Annotated in this window: 21 protein-coding genes; 12 read left to right on the top strand and 9 right to left on the bottom strand. The window is 46.0% G+C overall.

Features of this window, described 5'->3' with window-relative positions; all coding sequences use genetic code 11:
- Positions 1-172: 172 nt before the first annotated feature.
- On the bottom strand, positions 173-1,567 hold the full coding sequence (cpxA, locus tag R7Q09_RS21550; protein WP_005382383.1) for an envelope stress sensor histidine kinase CpxA: 1,395 nt from the start codon (positions 1,565-1,567) through the stop codon (positions 173-175).
- A complete protein-coding gene (locus R7Q09_RS21545; protein WP_213886885.1) occupies positions 1,567-2,256 on the bottom strand; it encodes a response regulator in 690 nt (229 codons plus the stop codon). Before R7Q09_RS21545 ends, cpxA begins: the two co-directional genes overlap by 1 nt.
- Before the next feature lie 190 nt (positions 2,257-2,446).
- Here R7Q09_RS21545 and R7Q09_RS21540 point away from each other — a divergent pair, with 190 nt between their 5' ends.
- The 3 genes from R7Q09_RS21540 to pfkA all read left to right on the top strand — a co-directional run bounded on the left by R7Q09_RS21540 (position 2,447) and on the right by pfkA (position 5,225).
- The gene (locus R7Q09_RS21540; protein ID WP_005386388.1) at positions 2,447-2,959 is read left to right on the top strand and encodes a CpxP family protein; all 513 of its coding nucleotides are present in this window, start codon (positions 2,447-2,449) and stop codon (positions 2,957-2,959) included.
- 111 nt (positions 2,960-3,070) lie between these two features.
- Positions 3,071-3,979, top strand: a complete 909-nt coding sequence (gene fieF / locus R7Q09_RS21535; protein WP_025768809.1) for a CDF family cation-efflux transporter FieF — start codon at positions 3,071-3,073, stop codon at positions 3,977-3,979.
- 283 nt (positions 3,980-4,262) lie between these two features.
- On the top strand, positions 4,263-5,225 hold the full coding sequence (gene pfkA, locus R7Q09_RS21530; RefSeq protein WP_005381521.1) for a 6-phosphofructokinase: 963 nt from the start codon (positions 4,263-4,265) through the stop codon (positions 5,223-5,225).
- A gap of 89 nt (positions 5,226-5,314) precedes the next feature.
- Here the strand turns inward: pfkA and R7Q09_RS21525 are convergent, their stop codons facing one another.
- Positions 5,315-6,697 carry an MATE family efflux transporter gene (locus R7Q09_RS21525; protein WP_017635565.1) on the bottom strand — a complete coding sequence of 461 codons (1,383 nt, stop codon included), beginning with the start codon at positions 6,695-6,697 and terminating at the stop codon, positions 5,315-5,317.
- A gap of 240 nt (positions 6,698-6,937) precedes the next feature.
- Between R7Q09_RS21525 and R7Q09_RS21520 the strand changes: the two genes are divergently transcribed.
- From R7Q09_RS21520 to R7Q09_RS21510, 3 genes are all read left to right on the top strand, one after another.
- Positions 6,938-7,228, top strand: a complete 291-nt coding sequence (locus R7Q09_RS21520) for a co-chaperone GroES (protein ID WP_005381516.1) — start codon at positions 6,938-6,940, stop codon at positions 7,226-7,228.
- A 77-nt stretch (positions 7,229-7,305) separates the two neighbouring features.
- Complete coding sequence (gene groL / locus R7Q09_RS21515) at positions 7,306-8,952, top strand: chaperonin GroEL (protein WP_005381509.1); 1,647 nt, start codon at positions 7,306-7,308, stop codon at positions 8,950-8,952.
- 314 nt (positions 8,953-9,266) lie between these two features.
- On the top strand, positions 9,267-9,830 hold the full coding sequence (locus R7Q09_RS21510; protein ID WP_005381507.1) for a VC2662 family protein: 564 nt from the start codon (positions 9,267-9,269) through the stop codon (positions 9,828-9,830).
- A 100-nt stretch (positions 9,831-9,930) separates the two neighbouring features.
- Here the strand turns inward: R7Q09_RS21510 and R7Q09_RS21505 are convergent, their stop codons facing one another.
- A complete protein-coding gene (locus R7Q09_RS21505; protein WP_005381504.1) occupies positions 9,931-10,428 on the bottom strand; it encodes an MgtC/SapB family protein in 498 nt (165 codons plus the stop codon).
- Positions 10,429-10,523: 95 nt separating this feature from the next.
- Entirely contained in the window at positions 10,524-11,546 is a 1,023-nt protein-coding gene (gene epmB, locus R7Q09_RS21500; protein WP_213877749.1) for an EF-P beta-lysylation protein EpmB, read from the bottom strand.
- Between the two features lie 32 nt (positions 11,547-11,578).
- Here epmB and efp point away from each other — a divergent pair, with 32 nt between their 5' ends.
- Complete coding sequence (gene efp / locus R7Q09_RS21495) at positions 11,579-12,145, top strand: elongation factor P (RefSeq protein WP_005381500.1); 567 nt, start codon at positions 11,579-11,581, stop codon at positions 12,143-12,145.
- Between the two features lie 267 nt (positions 12,146-12,412).
- Positions 12,413-13,816: an SPFH domain-containing protein gene (locus R7Q09_RS21490; protein WP_005386397.1), complete on the top strand. Its 1,404-nt coding sequence runs from the start codon at positions 12,413-12,415 to the stop codon at positions 13,814-13,816.
- A gap of 102 nt (positions 13,817-13,918) precedes the next feature.
- On the opposite strand, the gene frdD is transcribed toward R7Q09_RS21490, so the two are convergent.
- Genes frdD through frdA form a run of 4 tightly spaced genes read right to left on the bottom strand, consistent with a single transcriptional unit; the run spans position 13,919 to position 17,251 of the window.
- Positions 13,919-14,296: a fumarate reductase subunit FrdD gene (frdD, locus tag R7Q09_RS21485; protein WP_005381493.1), complete on the bottom strand. Its 378-nt coding sequence runs from the start codon at positions 14,294-14,296 to the stop codon at positions 13,919-13,921.
- Positions 14,297-14,307: 11 nt separating this feature from the next.
- Entirely contained in the window at positions 14,308-14,691 is a 384-nt protein-coding gene (frdC, locus tag R7Q09_RS21480; RefSeq protein WP_005381491.1) for a fumarate reductase subunit FrdC, read from the bottom strand.
- 2 nt (positions 14,692-14,693) lie between these two features.
- A complete protein-coding gene (locus tag R7Q09_RS21475; protein WP_005381489.1) occupies positions 14,694-15,452 on the bottom strand; it encodes a succinate dehydrogenase/fumarate reductase iron-sulfur subunit in 759 nt (252 codons plus the stop codon).
- Positions 15,452-17,251, bottom strand: coding sequence for a fumarate reductase (quinol) flavoprotein subunit (frdA, locus tag R7Q09_RS21470; protein ID WP_005381487.1), 1,800 nt, complete (start codon positions 17,249-17,251; stop codon positions 15,452-15,454). Before frdA ends, R7Q09_RS21475 begins: the two co-directional genes overlap by 1 nt.
- 435 nt (positions 17,252-17,686) lie before the next feature.
- On the opposite strand from frdA, the gene epmA reads away from it, so the two are divergent.
- The 4 genes from epmA to R7Q09_RS21450 all read left to right on the top strand — a co-directional run bounded on the left by epmA (position 17,687) and on the right by R7Q09_RS21450 (position 20,800).
- On the top strand, positions 17,687-18,658 hold the full coding sequence (epmA, locus tag R7Q09_RS21465; RefSeq protein WP_005381485.1) for an elongation factor P--(R)-beta-lysine ligase: 972 nt from the start codon (positions 17,687-17,689) through the stop codon (positions 18,656-18,658).
- 9 nt (positions 18,659-18,667) lie between these two features.
- The gene (locus tag R7Q09_RS21460; protein ID WP_213970969.1) at positions 18,668-19,042 is read left to right on the top strand and encodes a VanZ family protein; all 375 of its coding nucleotides are present in this window, start codon (positions 18,668-18,670) and stop codon (positions 19,040-19,042) included.
- A 21-nt stretch (positions 19,043-19,063) separates the two neighbouring features.
- Positions 19,064-19,699, top strand: coding sequence for a TetR/AcrR family transcriptional regulator (locus R7Q09_RS21455; protein WP_005381480.1), 636 nt, complete (start codon positions 19,064-19,066; stop codon positions 19,697-19,699).
- A gap of 144 nt (positions 19,700-19,843) precedes the next feature.
- Positions 19,844-20,800 carry a DHH family phosphoesterase gene (locus R7Q09_RS21450; RefSeq protein WP_213970970.1) on the top strand — a complete coding sequence of 319 codons (957 nt, stop codon included), beginning with the start codon at positions 19,844-19,846 and terminating at the stop codon, positions 20,798-20,800.
- Positions 20,801-20,808 lie beyond the last annotated feature (8 nt).

Raw genomic sequence — 20,808 nt, 5'->3', positions numbered from 1 at the left:
TAAATCCTCCTTAATTGGAAAATTTACTTTAATGCTAACGATAATTATTATCAACTTTGATCTTTGTAAGGGTATTCTAAGAAGCCTCACCAATTTCTAAAGTGAGGGTGGGGCTGTGAATCACTCACTCTAGAAATATGGTGCGAATTATTGTTAGTTCATCAAATTGAGACTAACAATTGATCGGTAAGGTGATACTCATGCGCAATCCGCCTAAAGGACTTCGGCTGGCTGCGATCGTGCCACTGTGCTGGCGAATGGCACTTTCGGTAATGGTTAGGCCGAGACCTGTGCCGCCAGAGTGGCGATCGCGTGCCGTGGAAACGCGATAGAACGGGCGAAAAATTGCGGCCAGTTCCTCTTCTGGTACACCTTCTCCATTATCGTCAACCGTGATACGAAGCGTATCGTCATCGGCCTTGATGTCGATTTGTACCTCATCTTTTCCGTAGTAAATGGCGTTACGAACGATATTTTCCACCGCACTCATCAGCAGTTTAGGGTTACCGGAAATATTGCGCTTAGGTAATTCTGAATAGTGTAGCTGTTTGCCCATTTGCTCTGCTTCAAACTGCGCATCTTTAATGATTTCTTCCCATAAACTTTCTAGTGGCTGTGTTTCGCGAGTCATATGACTGTTCGCCTGCATGCGAGAAAGCTCTAATAGTTCGCTGATCATCTGTTCCAAGCGCTGCGCTTCGGTATCGATACGAGTCAGTTCTGGGCTTTCGCCTTGTTTACGCGTCGCTAATGCGCTTGCCATGCGCAGACGAGTTAAAGGTGAGCGCAGCTCGTGAGAGATATCGGATAGCAAACGTTGTTGTCCTGAAATCATTTGATTAACCGCTTCGACCATCTGGTTGAAGCTGCTGCCTGCTTGACGAAATTCCGCCGTACCTTTTTCTAAATTTGGGTCTGTGACAAATTCACCTTTCGCTACACGTTGAGCAGCGGCTTCAAGACGACGTGCAGGCTGACTCAAAGCCCAAGCAAGCCATAACAGCAATGGTGTACTAACCAACATGACCGCAAGCAAGAGCTGGAATGGGTGATCAAACAGACGCAGGAGTAGAGGTGGTGGCTCATTCCATTTGAAGCCCACGTACATCAAGATATCGGAACCTGCCAAAGTAATAGGAATTGGGCCCGCAATCATGTATCGACCATACAGCTTCTGCTTTGGATTATTGTAATCTTCGATACTGGTGACAAAGTTTTGCATGGCACGCAATTGAAAATTGCTGCGTTTTTCTGTCGTAAGAACATTACCGCTGTAGTCAGAAAAAAAGACTCGTGGGCGAGGGTCGTGCTTGCCGTGACGGTTGCCCTCGATACGAAAAAGTATGCGGCCTAAATCTGTTTGCTGGCTGTATTTTTGTTGGATTGAGTCACGCGTTTCTACCATACGTTTGTAGTGTTCTTCTGGAATATCGCGAGCTTTGCGTGGGTCCAAATGTGGCAGTGATAGCACGGCTATCAATACTAATAACATGGTGAACCAAAAAATGGCAAAGATGCGTCCATACAGGCTATTGATGTTTGGCAGTTTGATGCGTGATAGGCGCATTAATCCTCCTCAAGCAGCATGTAGCCACGACCACGCAGGGTTTTAATTCGCGGCTTGCCATTGCTTTGATCTGGTAATTTTTTACGTAAGTTCGAGACATGCATATCGATAGCGCGATCAAAAGCAGCGAGTCGTTTACCAAGCACATCTAAGCTCAGTGTCTCTTTGGTCAGCACTTGTCCTGGGTTTTGTACGAAGTGGGTGAGTAGCGCAAACTCGGTTGCTGTGAGATCGAGTAACTGTTGCTCACAATACGCTTCTTGCTTACCGGGATAGAGGCGGATTTCTTGATACTCAATGCAATCGCTGTTTTTGGTATTTTTTTGTGTGCTGCTAGTGCGGCGTAAAATCGCGCGGATTCGCGCTAACAGCTCTCGGTCACTAAAAGGTTTTGGTAAATAATCATCCGCGCCCAGTTCCAAGCCGATCACGCGATCAATTTCTTCCCCTTTAGCGGTCAGCATCAAGACGGGAGTTTCCCAATTTTCACGTAAGCGTTTCAGCGTTTCCATGCCATTGAGTTTTGGCATCATGACATCCAACAAAATCAAATCAATCTTATCATTGAGCGCGGCTAAGCCGGCTTCACCGTCATTTGCTTCGCTGACGTCAAACCCTTCGAAACTGAGTACTTCTTTTAATAAGCTGGTTAGCTCGATATCGTCATCGATTAAAAGAATGTTTGCCATGGGGGCACCTATAGTAAGTTACCGATAGCCTAATATTACATTGGAATGATGCGCAACGAAGAGGAGAAAAATCACTCTTTACGATTCTTTACGCTCCCTATACGTCGCTTTACCTAGCGGGTCGTATTCTATACTCAAGCGCTGTGAGAACAGCTCAGAAGAACCACTCACCTGTGTAAGGAATCGTATTATGAAGTCTGCAAAAAAACTTGTGTTAGCTGCTGTTGTTCTACCTCTTACTCTTGGCGCCGCAAGCGCATTCGCTTACGGTGGTAAAAACCATCATAAAGGTCCTCGTGACGAATGCGGCATGGGTATGGACCGAGGTGTCATGCGTCAACTAGACCTGACTGATGCACAAAAAGATCAGCTAAAAGAAATGCGTGAAGCAAACAAAGCAGAAATGAAAGCAAAATTCGCTGATGGCAAAGAAGCACGTATGGCTGAGCGTCAAGCGCATCACGCAAAAGTACAATCGCTTTTGCTGGCGGATAACTTTGATGAAGCTCAAGCTAGCGAATTAGCAAAAGAGATGGTTGAGCGCCAAACGGAACGTCGCGTGCAAATGCTAGAAAGAAAGCACCAAATGCTTAGCGTATTAACACCTGAGCAGAAAGCGAAATTTGTTGAGCTACAAAATGAACGTATGCAAGAGTGTGGCGACAGAATGCACAAGCGCATGGAAAAGTCGCGCAATAATTAAGTCATGAATTGATGTTATATAAAGAGGCAGCCATTGGTTGCCTCTTTTTGATCTGGTTATTTCATGGTCATTCAATATACTCAACGTATGGTTTTAGTTAACTCTTTGATTATGAAACAGCAATACGCACGTTTAGTTACGACCGCCGCTTGGACTGCAACCATTGTGGCGACGCTTCTTCTGATAGTAAAAGTCATCACGTGGTGGGTAACCGGCTCAGTGAGCTTATTGGCGTCATTGATTGACTCCATGTTAGATATCGCGGCTTCGGTTGTGAATCTTGTGGTGGTTCGTTACGCCTTACAACCGGCAGACCGCGAACATACGTTTGGACATGGTAAAGCTGAGTCCTTAGCGGCCCTAGCCCAAGCAATGTTTATTTCGGGCTCGGCAGTATTTTTGATTCTTAACGGGATTGACCGATTTTTCCGCCCACATGCTTTACACGCACCGGAGTTAGGTGTGTATGTATCGCTGTTTGCGATTGTGGTCACACTTGGCTTGGTGATGTTCCAAAAACATGTGGTTCGCGTGACGGGGAGCCAAGCAATAGCGGCGGATTCTCTGCATTATCAGACTGACTTGTATATGAATGCTGCGATTATGGTTGCTCTGGGGCTCAGTTATTTTGGAGTGACTCAAGCGGATGCTGTGTTTGCGATTGGTATTGGTGTCTTCATTCTTTATAGCGCTTTCAAAATGGTCAGCGAAGCGATTCAAACCTTACTTGATAGAAAGTTGCCCGATGAAGAGCTTGAGCAAATTAACCAAGCTTGTTTGAGCGTAAAAGGGGTATTGGGCGTGCATCAGTTACGCACGCGAATGTCCGGACCGACGCGCTTTATACAGTTGCATTTAGAGCTAGACGATAACTTAAGATTAATTGAGGCGCATTACATTGCTGATAAAGTGGAAGATAATTTATTGGCTCTGTTTCCTGATGCGGATGTATTGATCCATCAAGATCCATTGTCTGTCGTTTTCGGACCAGAGAAAGAGCAGAAAGCGCAAGATTGGTAGGCTTGAAAAATCCATCAGTGCCCGACGACAAACAGGTACTTATTGACTATCTTTCCATCAATACTTATTAAGATTCGTGATCCTGATATGAATCAACAAAGTTTCATAGAGAAACTGTAATACTCTTACATAAGTAGAAAAGTTACATAAAAAAGTGCGTTTTCATTGGTAATCCTGTAGAGGAAATGTAACATAACGCACAGTTCTGGATTATGCAGGTTGCTTGGTAACAAGGGGCCTAAAAGAAAATTAAATAATTGATTGCCAAAGATCGAGGGTGAGCATGATTAAGAAGATCGGTGTTTTAACAAGTGGCGGTGACGCACCTGGTATGAACGCTGCGATACGCGGCGTAGTACGTACAGCACTATCCGAAGGATTGGAAGTATTCGGTGTGTACGACGGCTACCTAGGCCTATACGAAGGCCGCATCGAGAAGCTAGATCGTTCTAGCGTTTCAGATGTGATCAACAAAGGTGGTACGTTCCTAGGTTCTGCACGTTTCCCTGAATTTAAACAAGTGGAAGTTCGTGAAAAAGCGATTGAGAACCTGAAAAAACATGGTATCGATGCACTAGTGGTAATCGGTGGTGATGGTTCGTACATGGGTGCGAAGAAACTGACTGAAATGGGTTACCCATGTATCGGTCTTCCGGGCACAATCGACAACGATATCGCAGGTACGGATTACACTGTGGGCTACCTAAGTGCACTAAACACCGTTATCGATGCAATCGACCGTCTACGTGATACTTCTTCATCTCACCAACGCATTTCAATTGTAGAAATCATGGGCCGTCACTGTGGTGATTTGACTCTGATGTCTGCAATTGCGGGCGGTTGTGAATACATCATCACTCCGGAAACTGGTCTAGACAAAGACAAGCTGATCAGCAACATCCAAGATGGTATCGCTAAAGGTAAGAAACACGCGATCATCGCGCTTACTGAGCTAATGATGGATGCTAATGAACTAGCACGTGACATCGAAGCCGCGACAGGTCGTGAAACTCGTGCAACAGTACTTGGTCACATCCAACGTGGTGGTCGTCCAACTGCATTTGACCGCGTACTAGCATCTCGTATGGGTAACTACGCTGTTCACCTATTGATCGAAGGTCATGGTGGTCGTTGTGTAGGTATCGTGAAAGAGCAACTTGTTCACCACGATATCATCGACGCAATCGAAAACATGAAGCGTCCAGTACGCAACGATCTATACAAAGTTGCTGAAGAACTGTTCTAAGTAAGCTTGAAATAGATAAACAAAACCGCGGCTTTCCGCGGTTTTTTGTATTTGAGAATCAACAAAAAGAAACTAGTGATAGACGAGTGTTAAGACACGCTGCTCTGCTCTATGAGCGTTAATTTGCGCTCGCGCAGCGCAAACAAGTAGCCCAGTAGCCCACCCAACGTATTCCCAACCGCGATACCGATAAACAAGCCTTCAATGCTGTAGATTTGGCTCCCGACCCACGCCGAAGGCAAGGTAAAAATGAACAGCCGCATAAAGCTCCACTGGAATGCACGCAATGGCTTGTGCATCGCATTCAAACCACTGACTAACATCATTACGATGCCTTGGAAGCCATAACTAAATGGCACCACCAGTAAATAATGCCAAAGCAGGTTTTTCACCGCATCTTCCTGAGAAAACAGCGCAGCCAGAGGAATGCTCAGTGGCACCATCATCAAGAAGATAAACCCTTGGAATACCACTGCAAAACGCATGCTAATAAATAAACCGGAAAAGGCTCGTTGCGGTTGTTTGGCTCCTAAATTTTGTGCCATAAACGGTGTGAGGGCAGAGGTCAGCGACATCAATACTAAAATCAATATAGACTCAATACGCTGCGCTGCGCCGTAAGCAGCAACCGCCGCTGTACCGTGGTTGGATAACAGCATCATCAGAATGGCACCGGACAACGGATTCATCGCGTTTGATAGCGCTGCAGGGGTACCAATTTTTAGTGTCTGTTGCCAGTCTTGTTTCAGCAAAGCCCATTGGGGTTGAGCAAGCAATTTTTCCCGTTTAATTAGCACATAGAATGAGCCACACAAAGCACCTAACCAGCTAAAGGCACTTGCTATGGCTGCGCCTTGAATGCCAAGTTCCGGAAAAGGGCCATAACCGAAAATCAACAATGGATCGAGCATGCCATTAATCAAACCAGCCAACATCATGACTTTTGCTGGTGTTTTTGTGTCGCCAGTAGCTCGGATAGCACTGTTGCCCGCCATTGGGATCACTAGCAGAGGAATGGTGAGATACCAGACCTGCATATATTGCTCAATAAGAGGGATGAGATCATCAGACGCACCAAGAAAACGAAACAATGGCGCAATGGTGGTAAAGCCAATAGAAGACGCGATAGCCACAAGTAACACGGCTAACAACAAACCGTGGGTGGTGAACCGAGCAGCTTGTGGTGCATGACCTTGCCCAAGCAAGCGACCAATATTGGTCGATAGTCCCATCCCAATCCCCATCGTAATGCAGTTAACCGCAAAGGTTACAGGGAAGGTATAGCTGATAGCTGCTAGCGCTTGAGTGCCAAGCAACGAGATAAAAAACGTGTCCACCAAGTTAAACATCAAAATTGCGATCATGCCCATGGTCATGGGTACGGTCATTTTCCGCAGCGTTTCAGGAATGGGTGCGGTCAACAAACCATGCTTATCGGTCGCTTGGGGTTCCAGCTTGTTATTTTCCTGCATGTGTGACAACTATCTGGTGAGCAAACTGCAAGGATACAAGAAAGCGAGATGCCGAGCGAGTGAGCATTTCTAACGCAAACCGTTGCCTAGTTGTTCGTTATTTTAACTAAGTCACAAAAATTTTGTGCCACCCCCTTGGGATCGCTGCTTCGACCCCTTATATAGGGATCACGTGTCTGGGGCTACAGTCCCTAAGGACAATTATCAAATAAACATGGAAATTTTCAGGAGAGACGACCGATGAACATTCGTCCATTACATGACCGAGTTATCGTTGAACGTAAAGAAGTTGAATCTAAGTCTGCTGGTGGCATCGTTCTGACTGGTTCTGCTGCAGAAAAATCGACTCGCGGTGTTGTTCTAGCTGTGGGTAAAGGCCGCATCCTAGAAAACGGCACCGTACTGCCACTAGATGTTAAAGTCGGTGATACCGTTATCTTCGCTGAAGGTTACGGTACAAAAACTGAAAAAATCGACGGTAAAGAAGTGCTTGTCATGTCTGAAAACGACATCATGGCGATCGTTGAATAATAGCAATCATTGAGTAATTTTTTGCTCAGATTCAATTACGAAATTACACACAAAGAATTTTAGAAAGGAAATCAAAGATGGCTGCTAAAGACGTTAAATTTGGTAATGACGCACGAGTTAAAATGCTGGAAGGTGTAAACGTTCTGGCTGACGCAGTAAAAGTAACACTGGGTCCTAAAGGACGTAATGTCGTTCTAGACAAATCTTTTGGTGCACCGACTATCACTAAAGATGGTGTATCAGTAGCGCGTGAAATCGAGCTGGAAGATAAATTCCAGAACATGGGCGCACAAATGGTTAAAGAAGTTGCGTCTAAAGCAAACGACGCAGCGGGTGACGGTACAACAACAGCAACGGTACTAGCACAATCTATCGTGAACGAAGGTCTAAAAGCAGTCGCAGCGGGCATGAACCCAATGGATCTTAAGCGTGGTATCGACAAAGCTGTTGCCGCGGCAGTTGAGCAACTAAAAGAGCTTTCTGTTGAATGTAACGACACAAAAGCGATCGCGCAGGTTGGTACTATCTCTGCAAACTCAGACGCAAGCGTAGGTAATATCATTGCAGAAGCAATGGAGCGTGTGGGTCGTGATGGCGTTATCACGGTTGAAGAAGGTCAGGCGCTACAAGACGAGTTAGACGTAGTAGAAGGTATGCAGTTCGACCGCGGTTACCTGTCTCCTTACTTCATCAACAACCAAGAATCAGGCAGTGTTGATCTAGAAAACCCATTCATTCTTCTTGTTGATAAGAAGATCTCAAACATTCGTGAGCTTCTTCCAACGCTAGAAGCTGTCGCGAAAGCATCTCGTCCACTGCTTATCATTGCAGAAGATGTAGAAGGCGAAGCGCTAGCAACATTGGTTGTGAACAACATGCGTGGCATTGTAAAAGTTGCAGCTGTGAAAGCACCTGGTTTCGGTGACCGCCGTAAAGCAATGCTACAAGACATCGCTATCCTAACTGGCGGTACTGTGATTTCTGAAGAGATCGGTCTAGAGCTAGAAAAAGTTGCACTAGAAGATCTAGGTCAAGCGAAGCGTGTTTCTATCACGAAAGAAAACACGACTATCATCGATGGTATCGGTGAAGAAGAGATGATCTCTGGCCGTGTTGCTCAGATTCGTCAACAAATCGAAGACGCAACTTCAGACTACGACAAAGAGAAACTACAAGAGCGCGTTGCTAAACTAGCTGGCGGTGTTGCAGTAATCAAAGTCGGTGCAGCGACCGAAGTTGAAATGAAAGAGAAGAAAGACCGTGTAGAAGATGCGCTAGCCGCAACTCGCGCAGCGGTTGAAGAAGGTGTTGTTGCTGGTGGTGGTGTTGCACTTATCCGTGCGGCATCTAAGATTGCTCACCTAACGGGTGACAACGAAGAACAAAACGTTGGTATCCGCGTTGCACTACGTGCAATGGAAGCGCCAATCCGTCAAATCACGAAGAACGCTGGTGAGGAAGACTCAGTTGTTGCGAACAACGTGAAAGCGGGTGAAGGTAGCTACGGCTACAACGCGGCAACAGGCGAATACGGCGACATGCTAGAAATGGGTATCCTAGATCCAACTAAAGTTACTCGTTCTGCACTACAATTCGCAGCATCGGTTGCAGGTCTGATGATCACAACTGAAGCGATGGTTACTGACCTACCGCAAAAAGACGCGCCAGCGATGCCTGACATGGGCGGCATGGGTGGCATGGGCGGTATGGGCGGCATGATGTAAGCCAGCTTATCTCATCGCTCTAAGGAAGCCCTTATAGCGGAAAGATAACCGACCAAACCTTTAAAAGTCGAGGCAGATGCCTCGACTTTTTTATGCGTATCACCTGAGAAACATGACGTTCTGGTGTGGCTTATCATGAAATTTTTGAGCGTAAAAAGCGCCATTTCAGAAGCAAAAAATCGAAGAGAAATATTTTTTCTTTTGAGTCAGATGGTTAAATCTGACCTATTGCTAACACTTTTTGAACGGGGACAGAGCAAAATCTGAACATTACACTATGTTGTAAATTGTTGCTTCCCATCATGGAGATGAAAATGAAAAAGCTTATGACGTCATTGGCGGTTGCAGCCGCTATCGCATCACCTGTTGCTTTTGCCGACAGTACACCTGTGATGTTCTCTACTATCGACAACACAAACGCACCCTCTAATTCTTCAGTAGGTGGCGTTCGTTTAGCTGTGCTGCATGGGCAGGTAAATGAGGTTAAAGGTGTCGACTTTTCACTGCTTGGTATGTCAGAAACGGATCGTACGACAGGTGTGAACTTCGGTCTGTTTTTTGGCGCAGCAAAAGTAAATCAAGAAATGAAAGGCGCGTCTTTAGGCTTAGTTAACTGGAACCAAGGTCAGACGACGGGTGTTAACTTGGGTGCTGTTAACATTACGAACAACGTAAAAGGCTTGAACTGGAGCGCGGTGAACTATTCTGAAGGTTACACCATGGCGGATGTGGGCTTAGCGAGTATCTCTAAGAAGTCTAATTTCCAGTTTGGTTTCTTCAACATGACCGATCAAATCGATGGTGTGCAAATTGGTCTTTTGAACTGTGCGGATAACGGTTTCTTCAAGTGTTTCCCACTCATCAACTTTGCTAAGTAATCCCTGAGAAAGTCAGAATCTTTATATACAGAAAGCCCTCGATGTTCGTCGAGGGTTCTTTAATTACTGATGAGATGAAGCGAGTGTCTCGGAGCGTTAACTATTTAATTAATCGTGATGAAGTTTTGCGTTGTTGAATTCTTTGATGAACACCGCGGCGTAATGCTTTGATGTGGTTTTCTGCTTTATCCACACCTAACAACACGGTTAGTGTCAGGAGAGTAATAACCACCGACTGCGTTAAATAACCCAAACCTATCATCAAACCTAAACCTGCTAGTACCCATATTACAGCCGCGGATGTTACGCCATGGATTTTTCCATCAAGTGTCATCATAACGCCAGCGCCTAAGAAGCCGACGCCAGTAATGATCTGACCAAGCACTCGTGCTTGATCAAGTGTATTTGGCGATAACGACACTGCCATCGACATAAACAGGTAGGTGCCTGAAATAATTAATATTGCTGTGCGAATGCCAACCGGTTTACCACGAGTTTGGCGCTCTATACCGATCATGAGCCCATTAATGGCGCAGCATAGTAGGGCAGGCCAACTGAATGGGCCAAGATCGAAAATTTGTTCGAATGCTGTATGCATCTTGACCTCCAAAAGTGCGGAGTATGCATAGACTTACCGTGCAAAGCGAACAAAAATAATCAATCTAGACGACAAATTTAATTGAGCGTCAGAGCTTACTCTAAATGCAAATCCAACGGCGTTTTACTTGGCCTGCCACCAATTTCTCGTGTGAGTTTTGGTACCAGATAACCCGATACACGCGTGATGAGTCCGCGCATAATAGCTTTCGCTTCTGCGTCCGAAATAAAGTAGTGCGCTGCGCCTTGCACCTTATCAAGAACGTGGAGGTAATAAGGCAAGATACCCGCGTCAAATAAGGCCTCACTTAACGCCACTTGAGCTTCTACCGAATCATTCACGCCTTTCAGCAGAACGCCTTGGTTTAGAAGCGTAACGCCCGCTCTTTTGAGCTTGAACATCTGTTCAGCAAATTCGTCATTGATTTCGTTGGCATGGTTGATGTGAGTGACGAGGATGATTTGTAACCTTGATGCTTGCAGAAGTTGGCATAGTTCATCAGTGACTCGAGCAGGAATCACCACAGGTAAACGGCTATGAATACGCAGACGTTTGATGTGAGGAATGTGAGCAATGTGCTCTAAAAGCCAATGAATCTCATCGTCTTTTGCCATTAATGGATCACCACCTGAGAAGATGACTTCGTTCAACTCTGGTTGTTGTGCCATGTACTCTAAGCACTTGGTCCAGGCTTGTTTCCCGCTTTTGTTCTCTTGATAAGGGAAGTGACGACGAAAGCAGTAACGGCAATTTACCGCGCAGCCACCTTTGACAATCATCAGGGCGCGGTTGCGATACTTGTGTAGCAGGCCAGGGACTTCATTGTCCTGCTCTTCCAATGGATCATTGGAGTAACCCGGATGCACCTCAAATTCGTCGCTCAGTGGTAAAACCTGACGTAAAAGAGGGTCTTTAGGGTTGCCTTTCTCCATCCTATCGACAAAACTTTGCGGTACACGCTGTGCAAACAGCTTGCGCGCGGCAAACCCGTCTTGCCACGGTGAAGGATCAATTTCCAGTATTTCGAGCAATTTTGCAGGATCAGAGATCCCATTCGCCAACTGTTTGAGCCAGTTTTGCTCAACAGATTCGACTTTTCGGGTTATTATGTGCGGCATTGAATTTAGCTCTAAGAATGTAAGAGGAAAAAATGGCTACAGTTAGCACCAATGAATTTAAAGGCGGTCTTAAGTTAATGCTTGATAACGAGCCTTGTGTAATTCTGGAAAACGAATACGTTAAACCAGGTAAAGGCCAAGCGTTCAACCGTGTTAAAATTCGTAAACTTCTTTCTGGTAAAGTGCTAGAGAAAACATTCAAGTCTGGTGACACTTGTGAAGTGGCAGACGTAATGGATATCGACCTAGATTATCTATATTCAGACGGCGAATTCTACCACTTTATGAACAGTGAAACGTTTGAACAGATCGCAGCGGATGCAAAAGCGGTAGGTGAAAACGCTAAGTGGTTGGTAGAAAACAACACTTGTATGATCACTCTTTGGAACGGTAACCCAATTACTGTTACTCCACCAAACTTCGTTGAGCTAGAAGTTGTAGACACAGACCCAGGCCTGAAAGGTGATACTCAAGGTACTGGCGGTAAACCAGCGACGCTATCAACTGGCGCTGTTGTTCGTGTTCCTCTGTTCATCTCAATTGGTGAAGTGATTCGCGTAGATACTCGTACTGCTGAATACGTAGGTCGTGTGAAGTAAGCACTTTATATGATTGTTAGAAAGGTCGCTTCGGCGGCCTTTTTTATTGCCTGTGATTCTTCTCTTTTAATCCCTCTGCGTAAAACATCGATATCCTCCGCAAATTTTTGATGATTTTGTATTATTCGTAAAAATCTTATTTATTCCATGAATCTGTCGATTATTCCTTAATGTAACATTTTGATACATTAGTACTTGTTGCTGAGTTGCATAGCAATCTGATTTTTATCGATTTAACTCAGTAACAATCCAAAAAAGGAGAACAAAATGGAAAGCAGAGGTTTAGGAAGGGGTTTAAAGGTGGAAGAAAGACGTCAGTTACTACATAAAGGATTAAAAGCAGCCGTATTTGGCGTACCGCTGTTGGCAATAGGCTTAACGATTAATAGCTCGGTGCTGATGACCGATGCGGGTTACAGCTACGTGCATCAGAATAATATTACTGGTGAGTTGGATGTGTTTACTGAACCTGGCATTCATTTTCGTATGCCATTTCTGTCCAAAATCACCAAGTATGACCAAGTGATCACCGTGTCATTCGGTAACAGCAAGGGCGAAGATTTTTATCAACGTCTTGATGCGATTCAGGTTCGATTTGCCGACACCTATATTGGTCAGATCCCCGTAACATTCCGCTTTAAGCTCAGTAATGACCCTGAAGCGGTGAAGAAGATGCATAAAGAGTTCCGCAACAACAGTAACTTGATCGATGCGCTGCTTGTAAAGAACGCACGTAACGTAACGGTGATTACCGCAACCCAATACACGGGTGAAGAGTTTTTCCAAGGTGGTTTGAACCAGTTCAAATCGAAACTTGGCGATCAGTTACGAGAGGGGATTTATCTAACAGAGCGACGTCAGGTTGAAGTGGAAGAGTTGGATCTTGCGCCTGTTGGGGCGAATCAAGCTAATCCGAACCAATTACAGCGCACCAATCAACTGGTTTGGAAAACCGTACCTGTCGTAGACAAAACCGGGCAACCGATTCGTCAAGACAATCCGTTACAACAATACGGTATTCAAGTGACGCAGGTGACCATTGGTGACCCGCAGCCAGAAAAGCAATTAGATCAGCTATTGGCAGATAAAAAGCGTTTAGTGGCGGATCGTATTCGCGCGATTCAGGAACAAGAAACGTCGAAAGCACAGGCAGAGACCGAGCAGTTACGCAAAGAGATTCAACGAACACGTGAGGTGCAAGACGCTCAGCGTGGTAAAGAACTCGCAATTATTGCTCAGCAAAAAGAAGTGGAAGTTGCACGTCAGATTGCAGAGCGTGAAATCGTTGAAGTGGAAAAAACCAAACGACTTGCTGAAGTCGAGAAGGAGAAAGAGCTAGCTATCGCAGAGGCTAACTTAGCGATTCAAAAAGCGAACGCACTTTCTGCTGAGTTTGAAGCGAAAGCGATATTAGCGAAAGGTCGCGCAGAATCTGAAGTCCTAAAAGGTAAGTATGCGGCGTTAGGAGCAAACCGTGAAGTTTACTTGGCAGAATTGAATCGAGACGTAGCGAACTCGCTGTACAACAATTTGCAAAACTTCCAAGTTCAGATGCCACAAAATTACATTGGTGGAAGTGACGAAACGGGCTTGAAAACAAACCTAGATGTGATTACTGGCTTTGGTGCTCTGGGTCTTATGGACCAGACAAAGAAGGTCGCACAGCAATAAGATCATGGGTGGTCAAAAGCTTAAAAAGCAAAAAGATCATGGGTAACCCAAAGCAATAAAAAAGCTGGCATTTAGCCAGCTTTTTCTTTTTTGGTCAGTCTCTTAAATCATGAAGATAAAGATAACTGCTAGTGCAGTGATGAGGCCTGCAAATGCATAGCATGCAATTTTACCAATCACACCAGTGTGGAATTTAAGGTCGTGCATGCCGTGGTGTACACGGTGCATTGCATGCCACATTGGCAATGCTAGCGTGCCAATGATGAATAGCGCACCGATGATGCTGGTTGCGAAGGCAGAGACACGCTCGTAGCTCATCGCTTCTGCGTCAATCACGCCTAGTGGGACCAAGATACCTAGCACAAGAACGGTGATTGGCGTGATCATCGCGAACCAAGTACCACCTGCGCCAAACAGACCCCACCAGATTGGCTCATCAGAACGTTTTGGTGATGTGTTTACACTATAATTCGGTTTCATTGCTCAGCTCCTTACACCACGATGAGAACGATCAGTGAGATGAACGCAACCGCGGCCCACTGAGTCAATACGATGATCTTCTTGTCCACTGGTTTGCCTTTCAAACGAATTGGCATTACTTGTGGCATCATGCTGAAGAAAGTTTGAGCGTGGAATAGGCTACCGAGTAGTGCAACGATGTTGATTGCGACTACGATTGGGTTCGCCATGAACGCTAACCAACCTTGCCATGCTTCAGGACCTTTCACCAAGCAACCTAAACCGAAAGTTAGGAACAGAGTGAATAGAATTAACGGAAGCACCGTAGCTTCACGTAGCATGTAGAAGCGGTAGAAAGGATGGTTCTTCCACCAAGTGCGTTTTACTTCACGAACGTAAGGTTTACGATTGCTCATCCTTATGCCTCCACTTTCTTTGGTGAACCATCAGGTTTCAACATAGCAATCACGAAGTCCATAGAAGACTCCACTTTGCCTTGGTTTACTGCCGCTGCTGGGTCAACGTTCTTCGGACAAACTTCAGAACAGTAACCAACAAACGTACAACCCCAAGCACCGTTTTCACCGTTGATAAGCTTCATGCGCTCATCTTTACCGTTGTCACGACTGTCTAGGTTGTAGCGGTGGGCTAGCGTTAGTGCAGCAGGACCGATGAACTCTGGGTTAAGACCAAACTGAGGACATGCTGCATAGCACAGACCACAGTTGATACAGCCAGCAAACTGTTTGTATTTCGCCATCTGTTCTGGCGTTTGCAAGTTCGTACCGTCTTCTGGTTTACGATCGTTACCAATGATGTATGGTTTGATTGCTTCTAGGCGCTCGATGAATGGCGTCATATCAACAATCAAGTCTTTCTCGATTGGGAAGTTCGCTAGAGGCTCGATAGTCACACCGTCTGGGTAGTCACGTAGGAAGCTCTTACAAGCAAGTTTCGGTACGTTGTTCACCATGATGCCGCAAGAACCACAGATCGCCATACGGCAAGACCAACGGTAAGACAGATCTTTGTCTAGGTGGTCTTTGATGTAACCAAGTGCGTCAAGTACAGACATGGTTTCATCGAATGGGACTTCGAATGTTTGCTTGTATGGTTCTGCATCTTTCTCTGGGTCGTAACGCAGGATGTCTACTTTTTGAATGCGATTTGCTGACATTATGCTTGCTCCTCTGCGTTCTTCTCTTCAGCCGCTGCTTTTTCTGCTGCTTCACCGTATAGACGAGCTTTTGGCTGTGACTTAGTGATGGTCACATTGCTGTAATCGATACTTGGTGCTGACTCTGGCTTGTAGAAAGCAAGTGAGTGTTTTAGGAAATTCACGTCATCACGTTCTGTACAACCGTCGTCTAGACGTTGGTGCGCGCCGCGCGACTCTTTACGTAGAATCGCAGAGTGAACCATCGCTTCTGCGACTTCTAGGCCGTAACCCACTTCGATTGCGTATAGAAGGTCTGTGTTGAACACTTTACCTTTGTCTTTGATGCTGATGCGTTTGTAGCGTTCTTTCAACTCAGTGATTTTGTCGATAGTCGCTTGCATCAAATCTTCTTGGCGGTATATACCACAGCCCGCTTCCATGGTGTGGCCCATTTCTGTGCGTATTTCTGCCCAGTTTTCGTCGCCTTCTTGGTTCATCAGTTTCGCGATGCGCTCTTCAACGGCTTTGACTTGCGCGTCAATTGCCGCGTCGTTCCAACCTTTGAATTCTGCTGCGCGTTTCACTGCGTTTTCACCCGCTACGCGGCCAAATACCACGAACTCAGCCAGTGAGTTAGACCCTAAACGGTTTGCACCGTGAAGACCAACAGACGCACATTCACCCACCGCGAATAGGCCTTTAATGCGAGTTTCACATCCGCCGTCCGTTTCAATACCACCCATGGTGTAGTGAACGGTTGGACGAATTGGAATTGGCTCTTTTGCAGGGTCCACGTTTACGTAAGCTTTTGCTAGCTCACAGATGAACGGTAGACGCTCTTGTAGGTACTCTTCACCAAGATGGCGAAGGTCTAGGTGCACCACGTCACCCAGTGGGTGTTTGATGGTGTTGCCTTTCTGTTGTTCGTGCCAGAAAGCTTGAGAAACTTTGTCACGAGGACCCAGTTCCATGTATTTGTTCTTCGGTTGGCCAACTGGAGTTTCAGGACCCATGCCGTAATCTTGTAGGTAACGGTAGCCATTCTTGTTAACGATGATACCGCCTTCACCACGACAACCTTCCGTCATCAGGATACCTGTACCAGGAAGACCGGTTGGGTGGTATTGAACGAATTCCATATCACGTAGAGGAACGCCGTGACGGTAAGCCATTGCCATACCATCGCCCGTTACGATACCGCCGTTGGTGTTACAGTGGTAAACACGGCCCGCGCCACCTGTTGCTAGAACAACAGATTTTGCTTTGATAGTAACAAGCTCGCCTTCAGACATGTGAATAGCAATCAGACCTTGAACTTCGCCTTCATCAACAAGCAGATCCACCACAAAGTACTCATCAAAACGTTTGATGTTGCTGTACTTCATTGATGTCTGGAATAGCGTATGAAGCATGTGGAAGCCAGTTTTGTCTGCAGCGAACCAGGTACGTTCAACCTTCATACCACCAAAGCGGCGTACGTTGACTTCACCGTTCTCTTTACGACTCCATGGGCAACCCCATTGCTCCATTTGGATCATTTCGCGAGTCGCGTTCTCTACAAAGTATTCAACAACATCCTGTTCACATAGCCAGTCACCACCGCCAACAGTGTCGTTGAAGTGGTTGTCTAAGCTATCTTCATCCTTGATAACTGCTGCTGAGCCACCCTCTGCAGCGACCGTGTGGGAGCGCATTGGATAAACTTTAGAAATCAGAGCGACTTCTAAGTCTGGGTTTGCTTCAGCCGCTGCAATAGCAGTACGAAGACCAGCGCCGCCTGCGCCGATGACTGCGATATCTGTGGTGATAATTTGCACAGTTATCCTCCAGTGTGTGATTGCGGAAATCCGCTTGTTATTGTCATTACGAGGCGCTCCTTAAAAAGAACTCCCCAAAAGTAGTAGGGTTAGTGTAGATGAGCCACATGGCAGAAAAATTGATGTAATTGGGTTTTTGCTTCGGTAATGCACTTAAGGGCATAGAATTTATAGGTTATGTGACTGCTATCACGGCATCGAGGTTTTGGTCCTCAAGCATTAATATTAGGGATGTTAAACCCGTGTTGCGTGACATTAACCGCATGGATAATAGGATTTTAACTGAGTGTTTTTTGTTCTGCGGCACGAGTAATTCTTGCCTCAAATTGGCGAGCACATTAGTAAAAAGAAGAAGGGATATTCCTCTCTTCTTGAAGAGTAAAAAGCATGTAGAATGAGCCTTTCCTCGCTGAATTAAAGTTTGAGAGACTTGTTATGCAAACCAACTGGCAACCTACTGCTTCCATTGACCAACTTCGTCAACGTGCGACGTTAATCGCGTCGATTCGACAATTCTTCGCTGACCGACAGGTGATGGAAGTCGATACGCCAGCCATGAGTCACGCAACCGTGACTGACATCCATTTGCATACTTTCCAAACCGAGTTTGTTGGCCCAGGCTATGCCGATGGCAGTAAGCTGTTTTTTATGACCAGCCCAGAATTCCATATGAAGCGCCTTTTGGCTGCGGGCAGCGGTTGTATTTATCAAATCAACAAAGCATTTCGTAATGAAGAGAATGGTCGCTACCACAACCCTGAATTCACGATGTTGGAGTGGTATCGCGTTGGCTTTGACCATCATAAATTGATGGATGAAATGGATGACCTGTTGCAGCTGGTATTGAAGTGTGGCGCAGCGCAGCGCATGACGTATCAGCAAGCCTTCATTGATGTGTTGGGTGTGTGTCCACTGGAAGGCTCGATGACTGAGCTGAAAGCGGCGGCAAGCAAGCTGGGTTTGAGTGACATTGCTGAGCCAGAAGAAGATCGCGATACGCTGCTGCAACTACTATTTAGCGTGGGAGTAGAAAACAAAATTGGTCAGGACGTGCCGGCTTTTGTGTACGACTTCCCTGCATCACAGGCGGCGCTTGCGAAAATCAATCCTCAAGATCATCGCGTCGCGGATCGTTTTGAAGTGTACTTTAAGGGGATAGAGCTGGCGAACGGATTTCATGAACTGGATAACCCGAAAGAGCAATTAGCGCGCTTTGAACAAGATAACGCAAAGCGTATCGAAATGGGTTTAAAACCACAGCCGATCGATTATCATCTGATCTCTGCACTGGAAGCAGGGTTGCCAGATTGTGCAGGGGTCGCGTTGGGTATCGATCGTTTGATCATGCTGGCGCTAGGCTGTGACCACATTGATCAAGTGACGGCCTTTCCATTTCCAATTGCATAAGGACGTCCAATGAACCTGACGGCTGCACGTTTCGTTATCTTTAGCTACGCCATATTGATCGCTTTTTTATCTCTGAGTTCAGGTGAACTGCAAGACTGGGGCAATATCGCGTATCTCGACAAAATTCAGCACGCTATGGCGTACAGCGGCTTTGCGTTTTTAGGTTGTTTTTGTGTGTGGCGTTGGCGTCAACGTTGGGCGGTGGCGATTAGTATTTTGCTATTCAGCGCCGTTATTGAGTGGTTGCAAGGGTATGTAGGGCGACAAACTTCTTGGTTAGACCTTGTCGCCAACTCAACTGGCATCTTAACTGGTCTGTTATGTTACCGTATTTGGAGCCTCTATCGACCTAGGTTGGTGAAGTCGCTATACTCGATTCGTTAATGAAGAGGGAACACGATAACAATGAAAACGCGCGACAAAATCGTCTACGCGGCACTGGAGTTGTTCAACCAACATGGTGAGCGAAACATCACCACCAATCACATTGCCGATCACATCGAAATTAGCCCTGGTAATCTGTATTACCACTTCCGCAATAAGCAAGAAATCGTTCGTGAGATCTTTGCGCTTTATTCAGCAGAACTTTTAGAAAGATTTACCCCTATTCAAGGTTCGCAAGAGAGCCTGACTATGCTGAAGAGCTACCTAGACTCTATTTTTACCTTGATGTGGAAATACCGCTTTTTCTACGCAAACCTACCAGAAATCTTGTCACGAGATGAACAGCTACACGAGCAGTACATCGATGTGCAAGAGAAGCTGCAAGCGAACCTCATTGCTATTATGCAAGAGTTCGTAACGATGAAGCTGTTGAATGTCGATCAACAACAGTTGAAGTCATTGGTATGTACATTACACTTGATTGCGTGTAGTTGGTTGGCGTATCAATCCGCGATGGCTTCAAAAACCAACATTACCGAGCAAATGGTGAAGCAAGGGATGCTGCAGATGCTTAATGTCGTTAAGCCATTAGCAACTGAGCAGGGCTTAGAGCAGCTACTGTTATTAGAAGATGCGGTTAGCAATCTACACAGTTAAACGTCAAACTGCTTAATATTTCGAGAGTCGCTCTCATTTTCGAGTCGTGGCTCGAGTTGACTTGTCAAATATGCCGCGCACAATAGTCCCATACGCTAAAAACCCTTGCAGGGATAAGATTCTCGATAAAGGAACTATCGCCCCATGAAGTACGACATTTTTAATGGTGATGCTGATGGCATCATTGCTCTTCTGCAATTACGTTTGGCTGATCCTGTCGATGCCCAGTTAATAACCGGTGTAAAGCGCGACATCAAACTGGTGGAAAAAGTAGACGTGCAAGCGGGTGATGAGCTGACTGTGTTAGACATTTCGATGGAAAAGAACATGGCAGGTCTAGAGCAAGCTTTGGCTCAAGGCGCTCACGTCTTTTACGCCGACCATCACAAAGCGGGTGACATTCCTCAGCATGGTAATTTGTATGCGCACATCGATCTCGATGCCAACATGTGCACGGCGTTGATTGTCGATAAGTTGCTTGATGGGCGTTTTCATGACTGGGCGATTACGGCGGCTTATGGCGATAACATGATTGCTAAAGCCGATGAGTTAGCGAATAACGCGGGCTTGTCGCAGCAACAGAAAGAGCAGCTAAAAGAGCTGGGTACTTTAATTAACTACAACGGCTACGGCTCGAAAGTCGAAGATTTACACTTTCATCCTGCGGAGCTGTACCGAGCTTTGCTGAAGTACATGTCACCATTTGAAGCTATTGAAGATACGGCCTCGCCATACTACCAATTGCAATCGGCTTACCAACAAGACATGGAGGCGGCTCTCGCAGTGCCTGCCATGCATGAGAGCGGTAAGCTAAAGTTGTTTGAGTTACCAAACACGGCGGCATCACGCCGAATCAGTGGTGTTTATGGCAACTGGCTGGCAAACCAAAACCCTGACTCTGCGCATGCGGTACTTACTGAAAATGCAGATGGGACTTATACGGTTTCACTTCGTGCCCCGTTAAACAATAAACAAGGTGCCGTGGCCGTGTGTGGTCAGTTCCCGACAGGTGGGGGCCGAGAGGCGGCGGCAGGAATCAACGCGTTAAGCAAAGATGATGTGCATGCTTTTATTGATGCGGTAGGAACCTACTACGCATAGCATTTTCC

The organism is Vibrio sp. 2130-1 (assembly GCF_033339515.1).
This window is presented reverse-complemented; position numbering and strand designations above follow the sequence as displayed.